At 54.1% G+C, this 17,620-nt stretch carries 15 protein-coding genes and 1 pseudogene; 8 read left to right on the top strand and 8 right to left on the bottom strand.

The genetic code is table 11. The features are described from left to right. Positions 1 to 282: pseudogene (locus tag B3Z49_RS00505) on the bottom strand (S41 family peptidase); the annotation flags it as partial. Positions 283 to 662: 380 nt separating this feature from the next. Between B3Z49_RS00505 and B3Z49_RS00500 the strand changes: the two are divergent. The 7 genes from B3Z49_RS00500 (at position 663) to rsmA (ending at position 10,258) form a co-directional block, all read left to right on the top strand. Beyond that, positions 663 to 2,429, top strand: coding sequence for an acyl-CoA dehydrogenase (locus tag B3Z49_RS00500; RefSeq protein WP_296987320.1), 1,767 nt, complete (start codon positions 663 to 665; stop codon positions 2,427 to 2,429). A 214-nt stretch (positions 2,430 to 2,643) separates the two neighbouring features. Further along, the gene (lptF, locus tag B3Z49_RS00495; RefSeq protein WP_296987317.1) at positions 2,644 to 3,762 is read left to right on the top strand and encodes an LPS export ABC transporter permease LptF; all 1,119 of its coding nucleotides are present in this window, start codon (positions 2,644 to 2,646) and stop codon (positions 3,760 to 3,762) included. Continuing rightward, positions 3,759 to 4,862, top strand: coding sequence for an LPS export ABC transporter permease LptG (gene lptG, locus B3Z49_RS00490; RefSeq protein WP_296987315.1), 1,104 nt, complete (start codon positions 3,759 to 3,761; stop codon positions 4,860 to 4,862). Before lptF ends, lptG begins: the two co-directional genes overlap by 4 nt. A 21-nt stretch (positions 4,863 to 4,883) precedes the next feature. Beyond that, on the top strand, positions 4,884 to 7,052 hold the full coding sequence (locus B3Z49_RS00485) for an LPS-assembly protein LptD (protein ID WP_296987314.1): 2,169 nt from the start codon (positions 4,884 to 4,886) through the stop codon (positions 7,050 to 7,052). A gap of 6 nt (positions 7,053 to 7,058) precedes the next feature. Beyond that, positions 7,059 to 8,339: a peptidylprolyl isomerase gene (locus B3Z49_RS00480; protein WP_296987311.1), complete on the top strand. Its 1,281-nt coding sequence runs from the start codon at positions 7,059 to 7,061 to the stop codon at positions 8,337 to 8,339. A 27-nt stretch (positions 8,340 to 8,366) separates the two neighbouring features. Then, complete coding sequence (gene pdxA / locus B3Z49_RS00475; RefSeq protein WP_296987309.1) at positions 8,367 to 9,383, top strand: 4-hydroxythreonine-4-phosphate dehydrogenase PdxA; 1,017 nt, start codon at positions 8,367 to 8,369, stop codon at positions 9,381 to 9,383. Between the two features lie 5 nt (positions 9,384 to 9,388). Continuing rightward, the gene (rsmA, locus tag B3Z49_RS00470; RefSeq protein WP_008890553.1) at positions 9,389 to 10,258 is read left to right on the top strand and encodes a 16S rRNA (adenine(1518)-N(6)/adenine(1519)-N(6))-dimethyltransferase RsmA; all 870 of its coding nucleotides are present in this window, start codon (positions 9,389 to 9,391) and stop codon (positions 10,256 to 10,258) included. Between the two features lie 23 nt (positions 10,259 to 10,281). Here the strand turns inward: rsmA and gmk are convergent, their stop codons facing one another. Together gmk and B3Z49_RS00460 are read right to left on the bottom strand one after the other, a co-directional pair. Then, on the bottom strand, positions 10,282 to 10,914 hold the full coding sequence (gene gmk, locus B3Z49_RS00465) for a guanylate kinase (protein ID WP_296987306.1): 633 nt from the start codon (positions 10,912 to 10,914) through the stop codon (positions 10,282 to 10,284). 21 nt (positions 10,915 to 10,935) lie between these two features. Next, positions 10,936 to 11,820, bottom strand: a complete 885-nt coding sequence (locus B3Z49_RS00460; RefSeq protein WP_296987305.1) for a YicC/YloC family endoribonuclease — start codon at positions 11,818 to 11,820, stop codon at positions 10,936 to 10,938. 192 nt (positions 11,821 to 12,012) lie between these two features. On the opposite strand from B3Z49_RS00460, the gene B3Z49_RS00455 reads away from it, so the two are divergent. Further along, on the top strand, positions 12,013 to 12,804 hold the full coding sequence (locus B3Z49_RS00455; RefSeq protein ID WP_296987303.1) for an SDR family NAD(P)-dependent oxidoreductase: 792 nt from the start codon (positions 12,013 to 12,015) through the stop codon (positions 12,802 to 12,804). A gap of 64 nt (positions 12,805 to 12,868) precedes the next feature. On the opposite strand, the gene mltG is transcribed toward B3Z49_RS00455, so the two are convergent. The 5 genes from mltG to fabD form a co-directional block, all read right to left on the bottom strand. Then, positions 12,869 to 13,843: an endolytic transglycosylase MltG gene (gene mltG / locus B3Z49_RS00450; RefSeq protein WP_197147182.1), complete on the bottom strand. Its 975-nt coding sequence runs from the start codon at positions 13,841 to 13,843 to the stop codon at positions 12,869 to 12,871. A gap of 29 nt (positions 13,844 to 13,872) precedes the next feature. Next, a complete protein-coding gene (fabF, locus tag B3Z49_RS00445; protein ID WP_008890548.1) occupies positions 13,873 to 15,132 on the bottom strand; it encodes a beta-ketoacyl-ACP synthase II in 1,260 nt (419 codons plus the stop codon). Between the two features lie 88 nt (positions 15,133 to 15,220). After that, positions 15,221 to 15,457, bottom strand: a complete 237-nt coding sequence (locus tag B3Z49_RS00440) for an acyl carrier protein (RefSeq protein ID WP_008890547.1) — start codon at positions 15,455 to 15,457, stop codon at positions 15,221 to 15,223. Between the two features lie 170 nt (positions 15,458 to 15,627). Continuing rightward, positions 15,628 to 16,368, bottom strand: coding sequence for a 3-oxoacyl-[acyl-carrier-protein] reductase (gene fabG / locus B3Z49_RS00435; protein ID WP_296987296.1), 741 nt, complete (start codon positions 16,366 to 16,368; stop codon positions 15,628 to 15,630). A gap of 42 nt (positions 16,369 to 16,410) precedes the next feature. Further along, the gene (fabD, locus tag B3Z49_RS00430; protein ID WP_008890545.1) at positions 16,411 to 17,352 is read right to left on the bottom strand and encodes an ACP S-malonyltransferase; all 942 of its coding nucleotides are present in this window, start codon (positions 17,350 to 17,352) and stop codon (positions 16,411 to 16,413) included. Positions 17,353 to 17,620 lie beyond the last annotated feature (268 nt).

Raw genomic sequence — 17,620 nt, 5'->3', positions numbered from 1 at the left:
TTCAAGGTCGCCCAACATCGCAATGCTGTTATCAACAAACGCCACGCGATCAATTTGCTCGACATAGGTTTCCGACAGGACCTGAAGTGCTTCGACGTAAAGCTTGTCAGCATGGGCAAACTGTTCTTCGCTCGCGCCAGCGGTCACGCTGGTGCGGTAAGCGTCCAGAAATCTGCGTTCTTCATCGCTTGGCCATGCCGGCCCGGCACAGGCCACCAGTCTTGTCCCGGCGAACGAAATCACCACCGCAAACAAAATTGGCAATATTCCTTTACGCAGCAACAGCTTGCTCCTGTCCTTCGATTTTTTTGACCAAATGGATATTGAACATCAAGTGGCCTTGAACAACGACAAGTCTAGCCTGCCTTTTTTCGATTGGCGACCCCTTGGCAAATAATAGATGCCAGATCACGCAACTTTTACCTGTTTAAGGCGTCGAACTTGGGTCTTGGGAACATATCGGTAGTCTTTTGTCATTTCGCCAGTGTGAAAGCCACAAAGCGTGACTTAAACCAATGTTGAATGCGTCCTGTCGCCCGACTGCACGAATCAGACTCGATCTTGCGGGATCGGGTCGTTATGCTACGGGGCAATAAAACAAGGTTGGCAAAAGCCGACTGTTCCGAGCGGGCGGCTCACATTTCAGGGAGACGTCTTTTTTCATGAGCGACTTTACGCCCCCCATTTCAGATATCCGTTTTCTGATCCATGACGTGATTGGTCTGGATACGGTTTCCAACCTGCCGCACTATGGTGAAACCAGTGCGGATCTGGTTGACGCAATCCTTGAAGAAGCAGGGAAATTTGCTGCCTCCGTCCTCGCCCCGCTCAATCGCGTCGGCGACAAGGAAGGCGCAAAAATTCTTGAGGACGGTACTGTTCGCACACCGACAGGCTGGAACGAGGCCTATGCGCAATTCTGTGAAGGTGGCTGGCAAGGTATATCCGCCCCGGAAAGCGAAGGCGGCATGGGCTTGCCGATATTGCTTGGCGCTGCAGTTGCCGAAATGTGGCAGGCGGCCAATATGGCCTTTGCGCTTTGCCCGATGCTGACATCCGGCGCGATTGAGGCCCTTATTGCCCATGGATCGGACCAGCAGCGAAAGCTGTATCTTTCGCGCATGATATCAGGTGAATGGACAGGCACCATGAACCTGACCGAACCGCAGGCGGGATCGGACCTTTCGAAAGTGCGCAGTACGGCCGTTTTGCAAGAGGACGGCAGCTACAAAATTTCCGGTCAAAAGATTTTCATTACCTATGGCGATCACGAGATGACCGAGAACATCGTGCATCTCGTTCTGGCCCGAACGCCCGATGCCCCTCCCGGTGTCAAAGGCATTTCACTGTTTGTCGTTCCGAAATATCTGGTCTCGGACAGTGGTGAAATCGGCGCACGCAACGACGTCACCTGCGTGTCGCTTGAACACAAGCTTGGCATTCATGCCAGCCCGACGGCGGTTCTGCAGTTTGGCGACAAAGATGGTGCGACCGGCTATCTGGTTGGCGAAGAAGGCAAGGGGCTTGCCTATATGTTCACCATGATGAACAACGCAAGGCTTGCCGTTGGCCAACAGGGTGTCGCCATTTCCGAGCGCGCCTATCAGCAGGCCCTTGATTATGCCAACACGCGCAAACAGGGACGGGATGCCAAAACCGGCGAAGAGGCGCCGATTGCAGTCCACGGTGATGTGCAGCGCATGTTGATGCGCATAAGGTCCTCGACCGATGCCGCGCGTGCACTTTCGCTTTATGCCGCCGCCCAGCTCGACCTTGCCCACCACCTTCATGACAAACAGGATCGTGCGGCAGCACAGGCGCGGGCCGACCTTTTGATCCCCCTGGTCAAAGGTTGGGCAACTGATCTCGGGGTCGACAATGCATCCCTTGGCGTGCAGATCCACGGCGGCATGGGCTTTATCGAGGAAACCGGGGCCGCCCAGCACCTTCGTGACGCCCGTATTGCGCCGATCTATGAGGGAACCAATGGCATTCAGGCGCTTGATTTTATCGGACGCAAGGTGCTTAGGGATCAGGCGGCCGCGCTGATGGCAATGCTTGCAGACATCAAGGAAACCATCCACGGCCTGAAAGACATCGATGAAACAAGCGACCTCGCCAAGGCACGCCGTGAACTGGATCACGCCATTACCGATCTCGAAAATTCAACGGATTGCGTGTTGGATCGCTGTGCTGCGGATGCTGATATGGCACAAGTGCTTGCCACACCGTATTTGCGTCAGGCCGCGCTTTGCATTTCCGGATGGCTGATGCTGCGCTCGCTTGGCGCTGTGAATAACGCCGAAACACCACAAGACCTAGGCAAGGCCAAGACAAAAAGCTGCATGTTCTTTTTCACTCAACTCCTGCCTGAAGCCGCTTTCATGGCGACACAAATCAGGAATTGCACGGAAACGGAACTGCTTTAACCGCAGTCATAATTTTGCCGTGCTTTTTAACCATCACGACGTCGCACCATCGCCGCAGATGCAGAAGGATGGTGCGACTCTTTTGGCGCCCCTATTCAACCATTCCGATCTTAACGACACCAACCGACCAACATTCGGAAATCCCGCAAGATTTGAACGGGTTTGACGACAATTTCCTGTTTCGGTTTTTGATTGCTTCTCTATAATCCGCCCAATGAATCGCTTAACCCGATATATGCTCAAACAGCAGCTGATCATGATGGTCTTTGTCACACTGGGGCTTCTGTGTGTGATCTGGCTGTCGCAAAGCTTGCGCTTTGTTGAAATGATTGTGAATCGGGGTTTGTCGATCTCGGTCTTTTTGCAGCTGACATCCCTGTTGCTGCCCAGCTTTCTGACGATCATTATTCCGATCGCGCTATTTTTCGTTATTGTCTTTACCTACAACAAACTGATCCAGGACCGCGAACTCATCGTCATGCGCTCGGCGGGATTGAGCCAGTGGGCACTCGCCAAGCCAGCACTGATTGTCGCACTTTTGTCGACAGCGGTCTGTTATTTCCTGACACTGTTTTACCTTCCCTACAGCTACACACAGTTCAAGGAACTGCAATTCTCGATCCGCAATGATTTCTCATCGGTACTGTTGCAGGAAGGCAGCTTCACCGACATTGACGGCTTGACCATTTACGTTCGCGAAGTCGGTCGGGATAACGAATTGCTGGGAATTCTGGTGCATGACGCACGCGATCCCGATGCCCAAACGACCATGATGGCCAAACATGGCGCCTTGCTGAGGACTGACGAGGGTCCACGTATTGTACTGCTTGATGGCAACCGCCAGGAAGTCAATGCGGACGACGGTACCATGTCGATCCTTTATTTTGACCGCTATGCGGTTGATATTGCACAAGGCGCTGTCGACGAGGGCATTCGCTATCAAGACGCGCGAGAACGCAGCGTTGAAAATCTCTTAACTGCCGTCCCCCCGGACATAATAGAGAGAGACCTTAATGCTTTTCGGGCAGAGGGGCATGACCGTCTGATTTCCCCCCTAAACGCCATTGCGTTTGCCAGTATTGCACTGGCTGTACTTGTATCAAGCAGCTTCTCCAGACGTGGTCAGACCGGCAGATTGTTGCTCGCAATTGGTGTCATGGTGGTTTTTCAGGCAGCCGGGATTACCATGAAAAACCTTGCTGCCAAAAATCCGTCGCTTGTTCCATTGATGTATCTGAATGCAATGATACCAATTGCCCTGGGGCTTTACTGGACTTTCCGTGGTCCGGTTATCAAGGCAAGGCGCGCAATAAACCAAGAGGCGGAAGCATGAGAATTTCACCTCTTCTGACATGGTATTTTGGTAAGCATGTCCTGATTTCGATCCTGTCTATTCTTGCACTCCTGATCGGTCTGATCCTGATCGGTGACACTATCGAGCTCCTTCGCCGTGCAGGCAATAAACCGGACGCCACGGTGAGCATTGTCTTGCAAATGGCCGCCAGTCGTATTCCGTTTATGACGGAGAAAGTCCTGCCTTTCGCCGTTCTGTTCGGGTCGATGTTTTCATTCTGGAAACTGACCGGAAATCAGGAGCTTGTAGTGACGCGTGCAGCCGGTGTCTCTGCATGGCAGTTCATGCTACCACCTATCTTATGCGCCCTCGTTCTAGGCGGCCTTCAGGTAGGCGCACTCAATCCGTTGTCCTCAATCCTGCTTCAGAAGTACGAGACGCTTGAAGCGCGCTATTTGCAGAACAATGCAAGTGTCATGAACCTGTCCTCAAGCGGTCTATGGTTGCGGCAAGGCACGCAGGACGGTCAGGCGGTTATTTTTGCGCGATCGGTCAGCAACCAGCAGGGCGACCAACTTGATCTTCGAAACGTGACAATCTTCCGTTTTGAAGATGCGGATGATTTCACGATGCGGATCGATGCCGGTCGGGCAGTCCTCGAACCAGGAACTTGGCGTTTCTATGATTCATGGAGCTTCGTGCCCGGTCAGGCCAGCACGTTTGCAGAAGAAATGATGCTGCCAACGAACCTGACTGCGCGGAAGATACAAGACAGTTTTGCTTCACCGGAAACGATGTCATTCTGGGACTTGAAGCCCTTTATCACACTGCTTGAACGTGCCGGTTTTAATGCCACCCGTCACCGTATCCATTTTCACAGCCTGTTGTCGAGACCTTTACTTTTATGTGCCATGGTTTTGATCGCGGCTGCATTTTGCCTTAAATTTTCTCGACGTCGGCGCGCATCCCTTGTTATCGGTGGGGGTGTCGCAACCGGCTTCATTTTGTATTTTTGCACGGATGTGATTTCAGCCTTGGGCGTTTCAGGCGGAATTCCACCGATTTTGTCGGCATGGGCTCCAGCCGGAATTTCTCTGTTGCTCGGGGTTACGACATTGCTACATCTTGAGGATGGCTAGCCTATGGTCATGGCGGGGGGAATGATAAAAAGACTTGTGACCGGCACCATTCTGGGCTGTGGGATTTTCGTTGCTGGCGGTCTTGCGAGCTTGCATTCTGCCACCGCACAAACAACTGGCTCAGAAGCTCCTCCTCCGGAACCTGCCATTTTGTTCAGTGCCGACGAGGTCGATTACAATCAGGAACTGCAAACCGTCACTGCGCGTGGAAATGTCGAAATTTCCCGCGAAGGACGTATATTGCTTGCTGATACGGTGAGCTATGACCGATCACAGGATGTTCTCACGGCTTCGGGAAATGTAAGCATCACAGAGCCGACGGGCGAAGTCACCTTCGCAAGCTACGTCGAGCTGAGCGGCGATTTCAAGGAAGGGATCGTTCAGGATATTTACGTACTCTTGGATGAGAACACCCGGATTGCCGGTGCTGGTGCCCGTCGCAGCGGTGGGAACTTTACCGAGATTGCCAAAGCCGTGTACTCTCCCTGCAAAGTCTGCGAAGACAATGGCAGTAGTTCGACACCGCTTTGGCGCATTCGCGCCGCGCGCGTACTGCATGATTCAGACAGTAAAACGGTGGAATACGAAGACGCTCGTCTCGAAGTCGCGGGTATTCCTGTTCTCTACACCCCATATTTTCAGCATCCTGACCCAACCGTGAAACGGCAGTCCGGTTTGCTTGCGCCATCATTCGGCAGCACCAGCCACGTTGGAAGCTACTTCAGCCAACCCTATTACTGGTCGATCGACAATAGCAAGGACATGACTTTCACGCCAACCTACACAACGGATGAAGGTCCTGTCCTCGCAACCGAGTACAGACAGCGTCTGGACAGTGGGGAATTCGACGTCGTCAACAGCATTACCAGAGACACAGAGGATGACTGGCAGGGCCATATTGACGCCAAAGGACGGTTTGACATCGATCCGACGTGGCGTTGGGGCTTTGACGCCGAACAAGCCTCAGAAAAAACCTATCTCTCACGGTATGGTTTTGGCTCACCTTCTGTCCTGACCTCGAACCTGTTTACCGAGGGGTTTCGCGGCGCCAGCTACACGCGCGCTGATGCATACTACTTCCAAGGGCTGAAGAGTGATGATGACCGGGACACGACTCCCATTGTTTTGCCGCATCTGCAGTTTCACGGACAATCCGCGCCAGCAAAATACGGTAGCATAACAACCTTGGACCTGGATGGCCTCTCCTTGACCCGCGATGAGGGTACCAATTCGCATCGTGTGTCTGCGAGAGCGGGTTGGGAGCTCCCTCATGTAGGCACAATGGGTGACGTTACCAAACTTAGTCTCTCCGTCCGAAGTGATAACTACCTTGTCTCAGACGTATCTCGCACTAACAGAGAAAACTACAGTGGATATACGGGACGCCTGCTACCATTGGCTGCGATTGATTGGCAAATGCCGTTCGTAAGCAGCCAAGGTAGCTACCAACAAGTCATTACACCAATCGTCATGGCAGCTTGGTCTCCGAACGGCGGAAATCCTGATGAGATTCCGAATGAGGACTCGCAGTCGTTTGAACTGGACGATATCAACCTGTTCTCCCATGACAGGTTTGGCGGCCTGGATCGCGCAGAAGACGGTTTCAGGGCAAGTTATGGCCTTGAGTGGGGTATCTACGGCCCCCAAGGAGGCTATACCAGCGCGATGTTTGGCCAAAGCTACCGCGCCAATGAAAATGATACTTTTGCCCAAGGCTCCGGCCTTGATGAGCATCTTTCAGATTATGTTGGCCGAGTGACTGTCGCCCCGAACCAATATCTTGATCTGACATATCGCTACCGTCTTTCAAAAGACGATTTTTCTGCTCGCCGAAATCAGGTAACAGCGACTGTCGGATCACTCGATACGTTAAGCCTGAATACAACGTATCTCCACTTCACAGACGAAGCAGGTAGCGAAGAATTCAATGAGCGTGAGGAAATCTACTTCCACGCGCAACGTCAATTTAATCAGTACTGGTCGGGTCAGGCGTATGGGCGCTACGACATCGATGAAACCGACCCCTTGGAATATGGTATCGGTTTCGTTTATGAAGATGAGTGCTTCATCTTCGATGGTCGTGTCCGCCGGACATTCTATCGGGATCAGGATTTAGGTGAATCTGACGAATTCCTTTTCCGTCTCGTTTTCAAGACCCTTGGCGAGTTTGCATCTGCAGCCGGATTGTAAGTAAAAATGATTTGCAATATTTCGATTTCGACATCCTTAAAAATCTGCGCTGTGATGATTGCTGTCACACTATCGATGATGGTCGCACCAGTTCGTGCACAGTCGCCCGTTGGCGTTGCTGCCGTGGTCAATGATGACCCGATTTCAGTCATTGATCTGGTTGAACGTATCAAACTTGTTGCCGTCTCCTCCAACATCGAGATGACGCCTCAGCGCAGCAACGAGATGGCGCCGCAGATTTTGCAGCAACTGATCAATGAAAAGCTGCAACTGCAGGAAGCCGAACGTCGTGGCATCGAAGTGACCGATGAAGACATCGCGCGCGGCAAGTCAATGATCGAACAGAATGCCGGCCTTCCGGACGGCATGCTCGACAGGTATCTGTCGCAACGGCAAATCGCATCCGGAACGATTGAAAATCAAATCCGCCCGCAGGTCGCCTGGCAAAAAGTTCTTGGCAGCATGCGCGGTGAAGTTCAGATTTCCGAAGCCGAAATTGACGACACGCTTGAGCGCATCATCAGCAACCAGAACAAGCCGCGTAACCGCGTTCAGGAAATCTTCCTCCCTGTCGACAATCCGCAGGACAGCACACGTGTTTACCAAACCGCACAAGAGATCCGTGATGCTCTGAACAAGGGCGCGGATTTTGCGGGCCTAGCACGACAGTTCTCAGCCAGTGCAAGTGCCGCCAATGGTGGCGACCTTGGTTGGCTTTATGCCGGTGAAATGTCGGCTGACTTGCAGCAGGCGGTCAACCAGCTGCAACCCGGTGACGTAAGTGCGCCGGTCCAGACCGTCCGCGGGTATTACATCGTTAAATTGCTGGATCGTCGCGTTGGTGATACCGATGCTGTTACCGACACCAGACTGGACCTTTATCAGCTGTTTGTCCCGATTAGCGGTGACATGCCGCAAGACCAGATTGACGCCAAAATCGCAGTCCTGCAAAACACTCGTGAAACAGCAAATAGCTGTGACGCCATGGCGAATGTTGCTGTCGACCTTGGATCTGATCTGAGCGGCAAGATGGAGGGTATTTCGCCGGATGCACTTTCTGGACAGATCCGGCAGGCTGTCACCAATCTTGATGAAGGAACACCGTCCAACATTATTCAGGTTGATGGCGGTGCGTTGATGGTGATGATTTGTAACACCACAGAAGAAAGCAACCTGCCTAGCCGTCAGGACATTGAAAACCGTCTGCGGTTGGAACGTCTTGATATTCTGGCACGCCGCAAACTTCGTGAACTGCGCCGTGAGGCATTTATTGATATCCGGATCTGATCCGGCCGACAGGACCCCGATAGCAAGATGACAGAACGCGCTTCCATCGCATTGACGATCGGCGAGCCCGGCGGCATTGGCCCCGAGCTTGCCATCAAGGCATGGCTGCTTCGTACGCAGGATGAGCTTGCACCATTTTGCCTGATCTCGCCTGTAAGCATGATCACTCAAGCAATCGCCAGAAGCGGTACTGATGTTCCGGTGCGCGTGATCCAGACAATCGACGAAGCCACGTCCGTTTTTAAGGATGCCCTGCCGGTTCTGGAAATCGCAGATAGCGCTGCCGAAGTAGTTTCAGGTGTAACATCGCCCAAAACCGCAAGCGTCGTGATTGAGAGCATCACAAAGGCCGTCGAACTGGCGACCTTGGGTAAAGCAAGTGCCGTCGTCACCAACCCGATCCAGAAAAGCGCATTGTATGAAGCGGGCTTCCGCCATCCCGGCCATACAGAGTTTTTGGCAGAGCTCGCAGGACCGGGCGCAATACCCGTCATGATGCTGGCCAACAGCAAACTGCGCGTCGTGCCGCTAACCATCCATATCCCGCTCAAGGATGTTCCGACGCAGTTAACAACTGAGCTGATTGTCGAGCGTTGCCGGATCACGCATCACTCCCTGCAAAATGCCTTCGGGATCGCCAAGCCGCGCCTTGCAATTGCCGGGCTGAACCCGCATGCGGGCGAAGATGGCACGATGGGTACCGAAGAAAAAACCATCATGGCCCCGGCCATCAAACAACTGCATGATGAAGGTGTGGATGTTATCGGCCCCTTGCCGGCCGACACCATGTTCCATGAAGAGGCACGCGCCAATTACGATGTGGCGCTCTGCCCCTATCACGATCAAGCCCTGATACCGGTCAAGACGCTTGATTTCCATGGTGGTGTGAATGTCACACTCGGATTGCCATTTATCAGAACATCCCCCGATCATGGCACCGCACTTGATATCGCCGGCAAAGGCATCGCGCGCCCCGATAGCCTGATTGCGGCCCTGAAGATGGCAGCAGAAATGGCGACAAAACGCCTTGCGACAGGAGCCTGACCGACGTGTCAGAAGATAACGACAATACTGGCAAGCTTGCCAATGACGGCCTTCCGCCGCTGCGCGAAGTGATCGCAACCCATGATCTTTCCGCGCAAAAGAAATTCGGCCAGAACTTCCTGTTTGATTTGAACCTGACCGGGCGCATTGCCCGTGCGGCCGCACCGCTTGATGATGCCACCGTGATCGAAATAGGTCCGGGGCCCGGCGGCCTGACGCGTGCGTTGCTGTTTAACGGTGCGAAGAACCTGACCGTGATCGAGCGTGACCCGCGCTGCCAACCGGTTTTGGAACAGATCAGCAATCATTACCCCGGTGCGCTGCACGTCATTGATGGCGATGCGCTTGAGGTCGATGTCACAACATTGGGCCCGGCCCCGCGCAAGATCGTCGCCAACCTGCCCTATAATGTCGGTACTCAGCTATTGCTGGGCTGGCTGATGCAGATTGATCAGTTCGCAAGCCTGACCCTAATGTTTCAAAAGGAAGTGGCCGAACGTGTCGTCGCGCGTCCGAAGAGCAAAGCCTATGGGCGTCTATCGGTCCTGTGTCAGTATTTGTGTGACTGCGACATCCTGTTTGATGTCCACCGCAGTGCCTTTACCCCACCGCCAAAGGTGACCTCTGCCGTCGTGCAATTGCGCCCCAAGGCGGATCGCGGCACAGACATCAATTTGGATAGCCTTGCGAAAATTACCCAGGCCGCTTTCGGGCAGCGGCGAAAGATGTTGCGCGCAAGCCTTAAGACCCTGAACATCAATGTGGGTGAATTGCTTGCGAAGGCAGGGATTACGGAAACTGTCCGGGCCGAGGAACTCAGTGTTGCGGATTTTGTCCGCCTGACACAGGTTCATGATGAAATGGCCGCTTCGTAAAGCGGCCATTTTCCTGTTCGGTATTAGTCTGTCAGAAGCTTTTTGACAAAGCCCGGCAAGCCCGTCTGGCGTTCGCGTTTGATCCGTTCGGCACCGATAATGTGTTGAACATCGGCGATGCAACGAGTGAGATCATCATTGATCAGCACATAGTCAAATTCTTCCCAATGGCTGATCTCGGCACCGGCCTTGGCCATGCGTTTCATAATCACGTCATCGGCGTCCTGTCCGCGATCACGTAGGCGGCGTTCCAACTCCCCCGATGACGGCGGCAGGATAAAGACCGATACAACGTCATCACCGCCCTTGTCGCGCAGTTGACGCGCCCCCTGCCAGTCGATGTCAAACAGCACATCGCGGCCTTCCGACAGTGCCTTTTCAACCGGTCCAATCGGCGTGCCATAGTAATTGCCAAACACTTCTGCCCATTCAAGCAGTTCGTCATCGGCGATCATATGTTTGAATTCATCAACCGATTTGAAAAAGTAGTGGGTACCTTCTTCCTCACCCGGGCGGGCTGCACGCGTTGTTGCCGATACAGACAAGGAGATCTTGTCATCGTTTTTAAGCAACTGACGAGTGATTGTCGTTTTCCCGGCACCGGACGGCGCACAGAACACCAGCATCACGCCACGGCGGTTATGCGGATCAGTCATCAAAGTTCCTTCCCTACCCGCTTATTCGACGTTCTGGACCTGCTCGCGGAGCTGATCGATGATCACTTTAAGCTCCATCCCGCAATTGGTCAGTTCAATATCGTTGGCTTTCGAGCACAAGGTATTGGCTTCGCGATTGAATTCCTGACACAGGAAATCAAGCTTGCGCCCGATAGATCCACCCTTTGAAAGCATATCACGGGCAGCCGTGATATGGGCTTTCAGACGATCAATCTCTTCGCGGATATCTGCCTTGGTGGCGAGGACTGCAGCTTCCTGATGCAGACGTTCTGGATCGAACTTGCCCGCATCCATCAATTCTTCGACCTGGCGTTTCAGACGATCCTTGATGGCGTCTGCGCGCGCTGATTCGCAATTTTCAGCACGTGTAACAGTTGCCTCGATGTTATCGACATGGCCACGCAGCATCGCGTCAAGTTTTTCGCCTTCTTCTGCCCGGTGGGCGGCCATCTGATCAATCGCCTCATTCAGGCTTGCCAGCACGGCGGCATCATTGGCGTCCCGGGTTGCTTCGTCTTCCTGTGGCTCATAGGCCTCAAGCACACCACGCACATTCATAAGATCTGCAATCGTTCCGGCCGACAGACTGCTGGTGTTATCAAACTCCTCGGCGATCTGGACCAGTTCGGAAAGCAGTTCACGGTTCACCGAATAAGCATTGCTATCGCCGGAACGCGTAACATTCAGGGTCACGCCCATATTGCCGCGCTTGAACCGCTTGGAAACCGCATCACGCACCTTGGCTTCAAGACGCTCAAACCCGCCATTCAGGCGCAGGCGAACATCAAGCCCCTTGCCATTGACGCTGCGCAGTTCCCAGGTCCAGCCGAAACCATCGGCCGCGCCATCAACGCGCGCAAATCCGGTCATGCTTGAAACGGTCATCTTTTCATCCAGTTCGCTTTTGTGTTTGGGCGTTTATAACCATTGGCCCGTGTCCCGCCAAGGGTGAACACCGATCATCACGCGATAACGACAATATGGTAAACATAAGCCGTATTTCATAATGCTGCCCTATTGCTGCAGCATGTTCCGCAAAAATCAATTTCCTTATTTCAAAACCCAGTACGAGCAACAATGTCCTTTCAGTACGATGCCATTCTGATCACCGGTGCCAGTTCGGGTATTGGCGCTGCCCTTGCCCGCCATTTCGCACGTACCGGCGTGACCCTTTTTATCAGCGGTCGCAATCAAACGCGCTTGCAACTGGTGGAAAATGATTGCCGCGCCGCCGGGGCCAATGTTTATGCCGATGTTCTCGATGTGACGTCGCGCGAAACAATGGACGCCTATGTCACCCATTGCGATGAAATTGCGCAGCTCAGCCTTGTCATCGCCAATGCCGGCATTTCGGCCGGTACCGGTGGCCTTGGCGAAAGCCCCGAACAGGTACGCGATATCTTTGCCACCAACGTTGCCGGTGTCCTGAACACGATTGATCCGGCGATCAAGGTCATGCGTGCGCGCAGACGCGGTCAGGTCGCCGTGGTTGCATCCCAGGCATCCTGGCGCGGATTGCCCTCTGCCCCGGCCTATTGCGCCAGCAAGGCGGCTGTCCGGGTTTACGGCGAAGGGTTGCGTGGTGCATTGGCGCCCGATGGTGTGAAGGTCAATGTCATCTGCCCGGGCTTTGTTAAAAGCCGGATCACTGATGCCAATGAATTTCCGATGCCCTTCTTCATGCAGGCCGACAAGGCCGCAAAGAAGATCGTGCGGGGGCTTGAACGCAACAAGGGCATGATCGCCTTCCCGTGGCAAATGAACCTGATCATCGGAATGCTTAAGATGACACCGCAATGGTTGATGGATGTTGCGGCATCCCGGATCCCGAAGAAAACATCATCGCCCGATAGCCAAGGCGAACACTAGGAAGCAAAAAGGCGGCATCGGATTGATGCCGCCTTTATCTTTTGGTCCAAACTCTTTGGCGTGATCACTGCCCGTCACGGATGCGCCGCCACTTGGCAACGTTGCGATTATGCTCATCAAGGGTTCTGGCAAAGGCATGCCCACCTGTCCCGTCTGCAACGAAGTACAGATCTTCGGTCGCAGCCGGATGCAGCACGGCATAAAACGCATCGCGCCCCGGATTGGTGATCGGCCCCGGCGGCAAGCCGCTGGTGACATAGGTGTTATAGGGGCTCTCGAAACGCCAGTCCTTGCGCGTCAGTGGACGTTCGAGACGCTTGTCCGGGCTAAGCGCATAGGCAACTGTCGGATCAGACTGCAGGCGCATATCGCGTCGCAGGCGATTGATGAATACGCCGGCAACCCGTGCCCGTTCGCCAGCAACACCGGTTTCGCGTTCAACGATGGAGGCCAGAATAACCGCCTCTTCAATGGTGTCGAACGGCAATCCGTCCTGACGGCCCGGCCAAAGCTGTTTGACCATTTCATCGTGGGCTGCGCGCATGCGATCAATGATGCTTTGCTTCGTATCCCCAAACGAGAACTGATAGGTTTCGGGCAACAAGGTGCCATCGGCCGGAATATCGGCGATCTCGCCACTTAATCCGTCAACCAGATTGATCCGATCGACAATTTCGCCGGAACGAAGACCTTCTGGGATGGTGACAAACCGTTTGACCGTATCCCCAAAGGCCAGAATTTCAGCAGCCTGTTTCGGGCTGACCCGGGCCGGGAAATGGTATTCCCCCGCCCGCAGCGACCGGTCAAGCTGACTGACGCGAACCCCGGCAAGGAAGATCAGCGGTTCAGTGATGATGTTTTCACGTTGGAAAATCTCGGCAATACCGCGAACACCGGTCCCCTGCGGGATGATGATGTCGCGCTCCTGCGCCAAATTGCTCGGCGATGTGTATTGCACATAAACATACACCGCTGCCCCACCTGTGGCGAGAGCAGCGGTGATGATCAGAAAGCCAATAAAAAGCAGAAAACGCTTCAAGGGAATGCTCCCGGGGGTTGCTCTGCTGTTTAAACGGCCTTGAAAACAAGCGATGCGTTGGTGCCGCCAAAGCCGAACGAGTTCGACAGAGCGACATTGACTTTACGCTGTTTGGCTTCAAGCGGAACCAGATCGATGCCTTTGCATGCCTCGGACGGATTGCGCAGGTTCAACGTCGGCGGAACAACGCCTTCGTGGATCGCAAGGATCGAGAACACTGCTTCAATCGCACCGGCAGCACCCAGAAGGTGACCGGTTGCCGATTTGGTCGAAGACATCGACATTTTCTGGGCATGATCACCGAACAGGCGTTTGACCGCACCCAGTTCGATTTCATCACCCAGCGGAGTCGAGGTACCGTGTGCGTTGACGTAATCAACATCTTCCGGGTTCAGACCCGCATTGCGGATAGCATTGCGCATCGAACGGAAGCCGCCATTGCCGTCTTCGGCCGGTGCGGTGATGTGATAAGCATCACCCGACATGCCGTAACCGGCAACTTCGGCGTAAATCCGTGCCCCACGCGCCTTGGCGTGTTCGTATTCTTCAAGAACGACACAGCCCGCACCTTCGCCCATGACGAAACCGTCACGGCCTTCATCCCACGGACGGGATGCTTCGGTCGGTGTGTCGTTGTAGCTGGTCGAAAGCGCACGTGCAGCAGCAAAGCCCGCCATGCCAAGACGGCAAACAGCAGCTTCGGCACCACCCGCAACCATGACATCGGCATCGCCAAGCATAATCATGCGCGATGCGTCGCCAACGGCGTGTGCACCGGTCGAACAGGCGGTAACCACCGCATGGTTCGGACCTTTAAGACCGTGTTTGATCGAAACCTGACCCGAGACCAGGTTAATCAGACAAGACGGAATGAAGAACGGACTGACACGACGGGTCTTGCCGTTATTGACCAGATCAGTTGCCTCGGAAATCTTGGGCAACCCACCGATCCCCGAACCGATCAAAACGCCGGTTGCTTCCTGATCTTCGTCGGTTTCCGGCTTCCAGCCAGAATCCGCAATCGCCTGATCAGCAGCAGCAATCCCATAGACGATGAAATCGTCCATTTTCTTCATGTCTTTGATCGAGACATGATCTTCAGCGTTGAAAAGTCCGTCACCCTCACCGCGCGGCACGAGGCCTGCGATTTTGGCAGGGATATCCGACACGTCAAACGTATCGATGCTTTTGATCCCGGATTGGCTGTTCAGCAGTTTCTGCCAAGTATTCTGTGCCCCGCTAGCAAGCGGAGTAACAGCACCAATACCGGTAACAACTACGCGTCTCATCCCGCATTACGCCTTTATTCTATGAATCCAGCAAAGACGAAAAGGGCGCCTGAGGATGCCCTCTAGGCGCCCATGTCTAACAGCAAACTTAGCTGTCCGCCTTTTCGATGAAGTCGATCGCGTCTTTAACGGTCAGAATTTTTTCAGCCGCGTCATCCGGAATTTCACAACCGAATTCTTCTTCAAACGCCATAACCAGCTCAACGGTGTCCAGGCTGTCTGCGCCCAGATCGTCGATGAAGCTTGCGTTTTCAGTGACCTTGTCTTCTTCAACACCGAGGTGCTCGACAACGATCTTCTTCACGCGATCTGCGACATCACTCATAGCTCAAATCCTTCAATAGGTTTTCTGTCAGTTAGTTTACACGTGGTACCCGTTGTGTCCCCCTATTGAAGGAGTTCCCGGGAACCGGAAACCGGCAACGAACAATCGCCAGTTTCAATATTTGGTATAGCGGCCTCTTTTAAACAGAAAAGAAGGCAACCCGCAACGGGTTAAATCATCGCCATTCCGCCATTCACATGCAAGGTCTGTCCTGTGACATAAGCTGCTTCGTCACTTGCAAGATACAGAATCGCTGCTGCGATCTCTTTGCTGTCGCCCATGCGACCTGCCGGAATACCGCCCAAAAGCTTTTCTTTCTGGGCATCTCCGAGTTCTTCGGTCATGGCCGTGGTAATAAAGCCCGGTGCCACACAGTTAACCGTAATTCCGCGCGCCGCAACCTCTTGCGCCAGCGATTTTGACCAACCGATCATCCCGGCCTTGGCAGCGGCATAGTTGGTCTGGCCCGGGTTACCGGTCACACCAACGATCGAGGTGATGTTGATAATACGGCCGTGGCGACGCTTCATCATGCCGCGCAGCGAATTGCGCGCAAGCTTGAAGGCAGAGGTCAGGTTCACATCAATAACCGCCTGCCAGTCTTCGTCCTTAAGACGCATGGCAAGCTGATCACGGGTAATTCCGGCATTGTTGACCAGAATATCAAGCTGACCGCCAAGGGCTTCCTCGGCATTTTTGATCAGGCCATCGACCGATTCTTTATCCGAAAGGTTGGCCGGAACAACAACCGCGTTGCCGCCGATTTCGGCAGCAACCGCTTCGAGGCGTTCCTGACGGGTCCCCGACAGAGCAACCTTCGCACCGGCTTCGGCCAGAACCTTGGCGATTTCGCCACCGATACCGCCGGTCGCACCGGTTACGAGTGCTGTTTTCCCTGCAAGATCAAACATAAATTTTCGTTCCCTTTGGGTTCGTTCGTGTTCCGGACACTCTTACAGAGCGCCGAGGAATGCTTCGATATCTGCCGGACCATTCACAGCCGTGCCACTCAGATCGCGGTCAATACGGCGTACCATGCCGGTCAAAACTTTGCCTGCGCCGATCTCTACCAGATCGGTGATGCCCTGCTCTTTCATATAAAGAACCGACTCACGCCAGCGCACGGTGCCGCAAACCTGCTCTACAAGGAGTTTACGAATGGTTTCCGGATCGTCAGTTTTTTCTGCGGTCACGTTGGCAACGACCGGCTTGCCAGGTGCATTCATGGTCACAGCGCCAAGCGCCTCTGCCATGCGATCGGCTGCCGGCTGCATCAGGGCACAATGGAACGGTGCCGATACCGGCAACAACACAGCGCGCTTTGCGCCCTTTTCCTTGGCGATCTCAATCGCGCGTTCCACAGCCGCCTTGTGACCGGAAACAACGACCTGCCCGCTGGCATTATCATTGGCGGCGGTGCAAACTTCACCTTGTGCTGCTTCTTCGGCAACCGCGACCGCGTCGACATAATCAAGACCAAGAAGGGCTGCCATCGCGCCAACACCGACCGGAACGGCGGCCTGCATCGCCTGACCACGGATCTTCAAAAGGCGCGCGGCATCGGAAATGGCAAAGGTGCCAGCTGCTGCAAGGGCGGAATATTCGCCAAGGGAATGACCGGCAACAAGATCGCACTTATCGGTCAGGGTAAAGCCGCCTTCTTTTTCCAGAACACGTGTCACCGCAAGGCTGACCGCCATCAAAGCCGGCTGCGCGTTTTCGGTCAGGGTCAATTCGTTTTCCGGACCTTCGAACATCAGCGCGCTAAGCTTTTGCGAAAGCGCATCATCAACTTCCTGGAAAACTTCGCGGGCAACCGGGAATGCGTCTGCCAGTTCCTTGCCCATACCTACCGCTTGCGACCCCTGTCCGGGGAAAACGAGTGCGCGTGTCATTATATTAAATAAACCCTTGTCCGCTTCTACGAAGACTGTGCCGAAAACCGGCCCCTTGAAATTGAGCCACCCTTGATAGCGTGCGCAAGCGCACTGTCAAGAACTGAAACCTGATGGGCGCGGTTGGTTTGATTTTTTTACGCCCCAAAACTGCACGTCGCGATAACACTATAACAATAGTGTGACTTTCGGGTTTGACACCCGATTTGCGCGTTTATGGCATATTTTGCGTCATTTACGAAGGACTGGCTGTTGCGCAGCGCACAAT

The organism is Thalassospira sp. UBA1131 (genome assembly GCF_002311515.1).
In the GTDB taxonomy this organism is placed as follows: Bacteria; Pseudomonadota; Alphaproteobacteria; order Rhodospirillales; family Thalassospiraceae; genus Thalassospira.
This window is presented reverse-complemented; position numbering and strand designations above follow the sequence as displayed.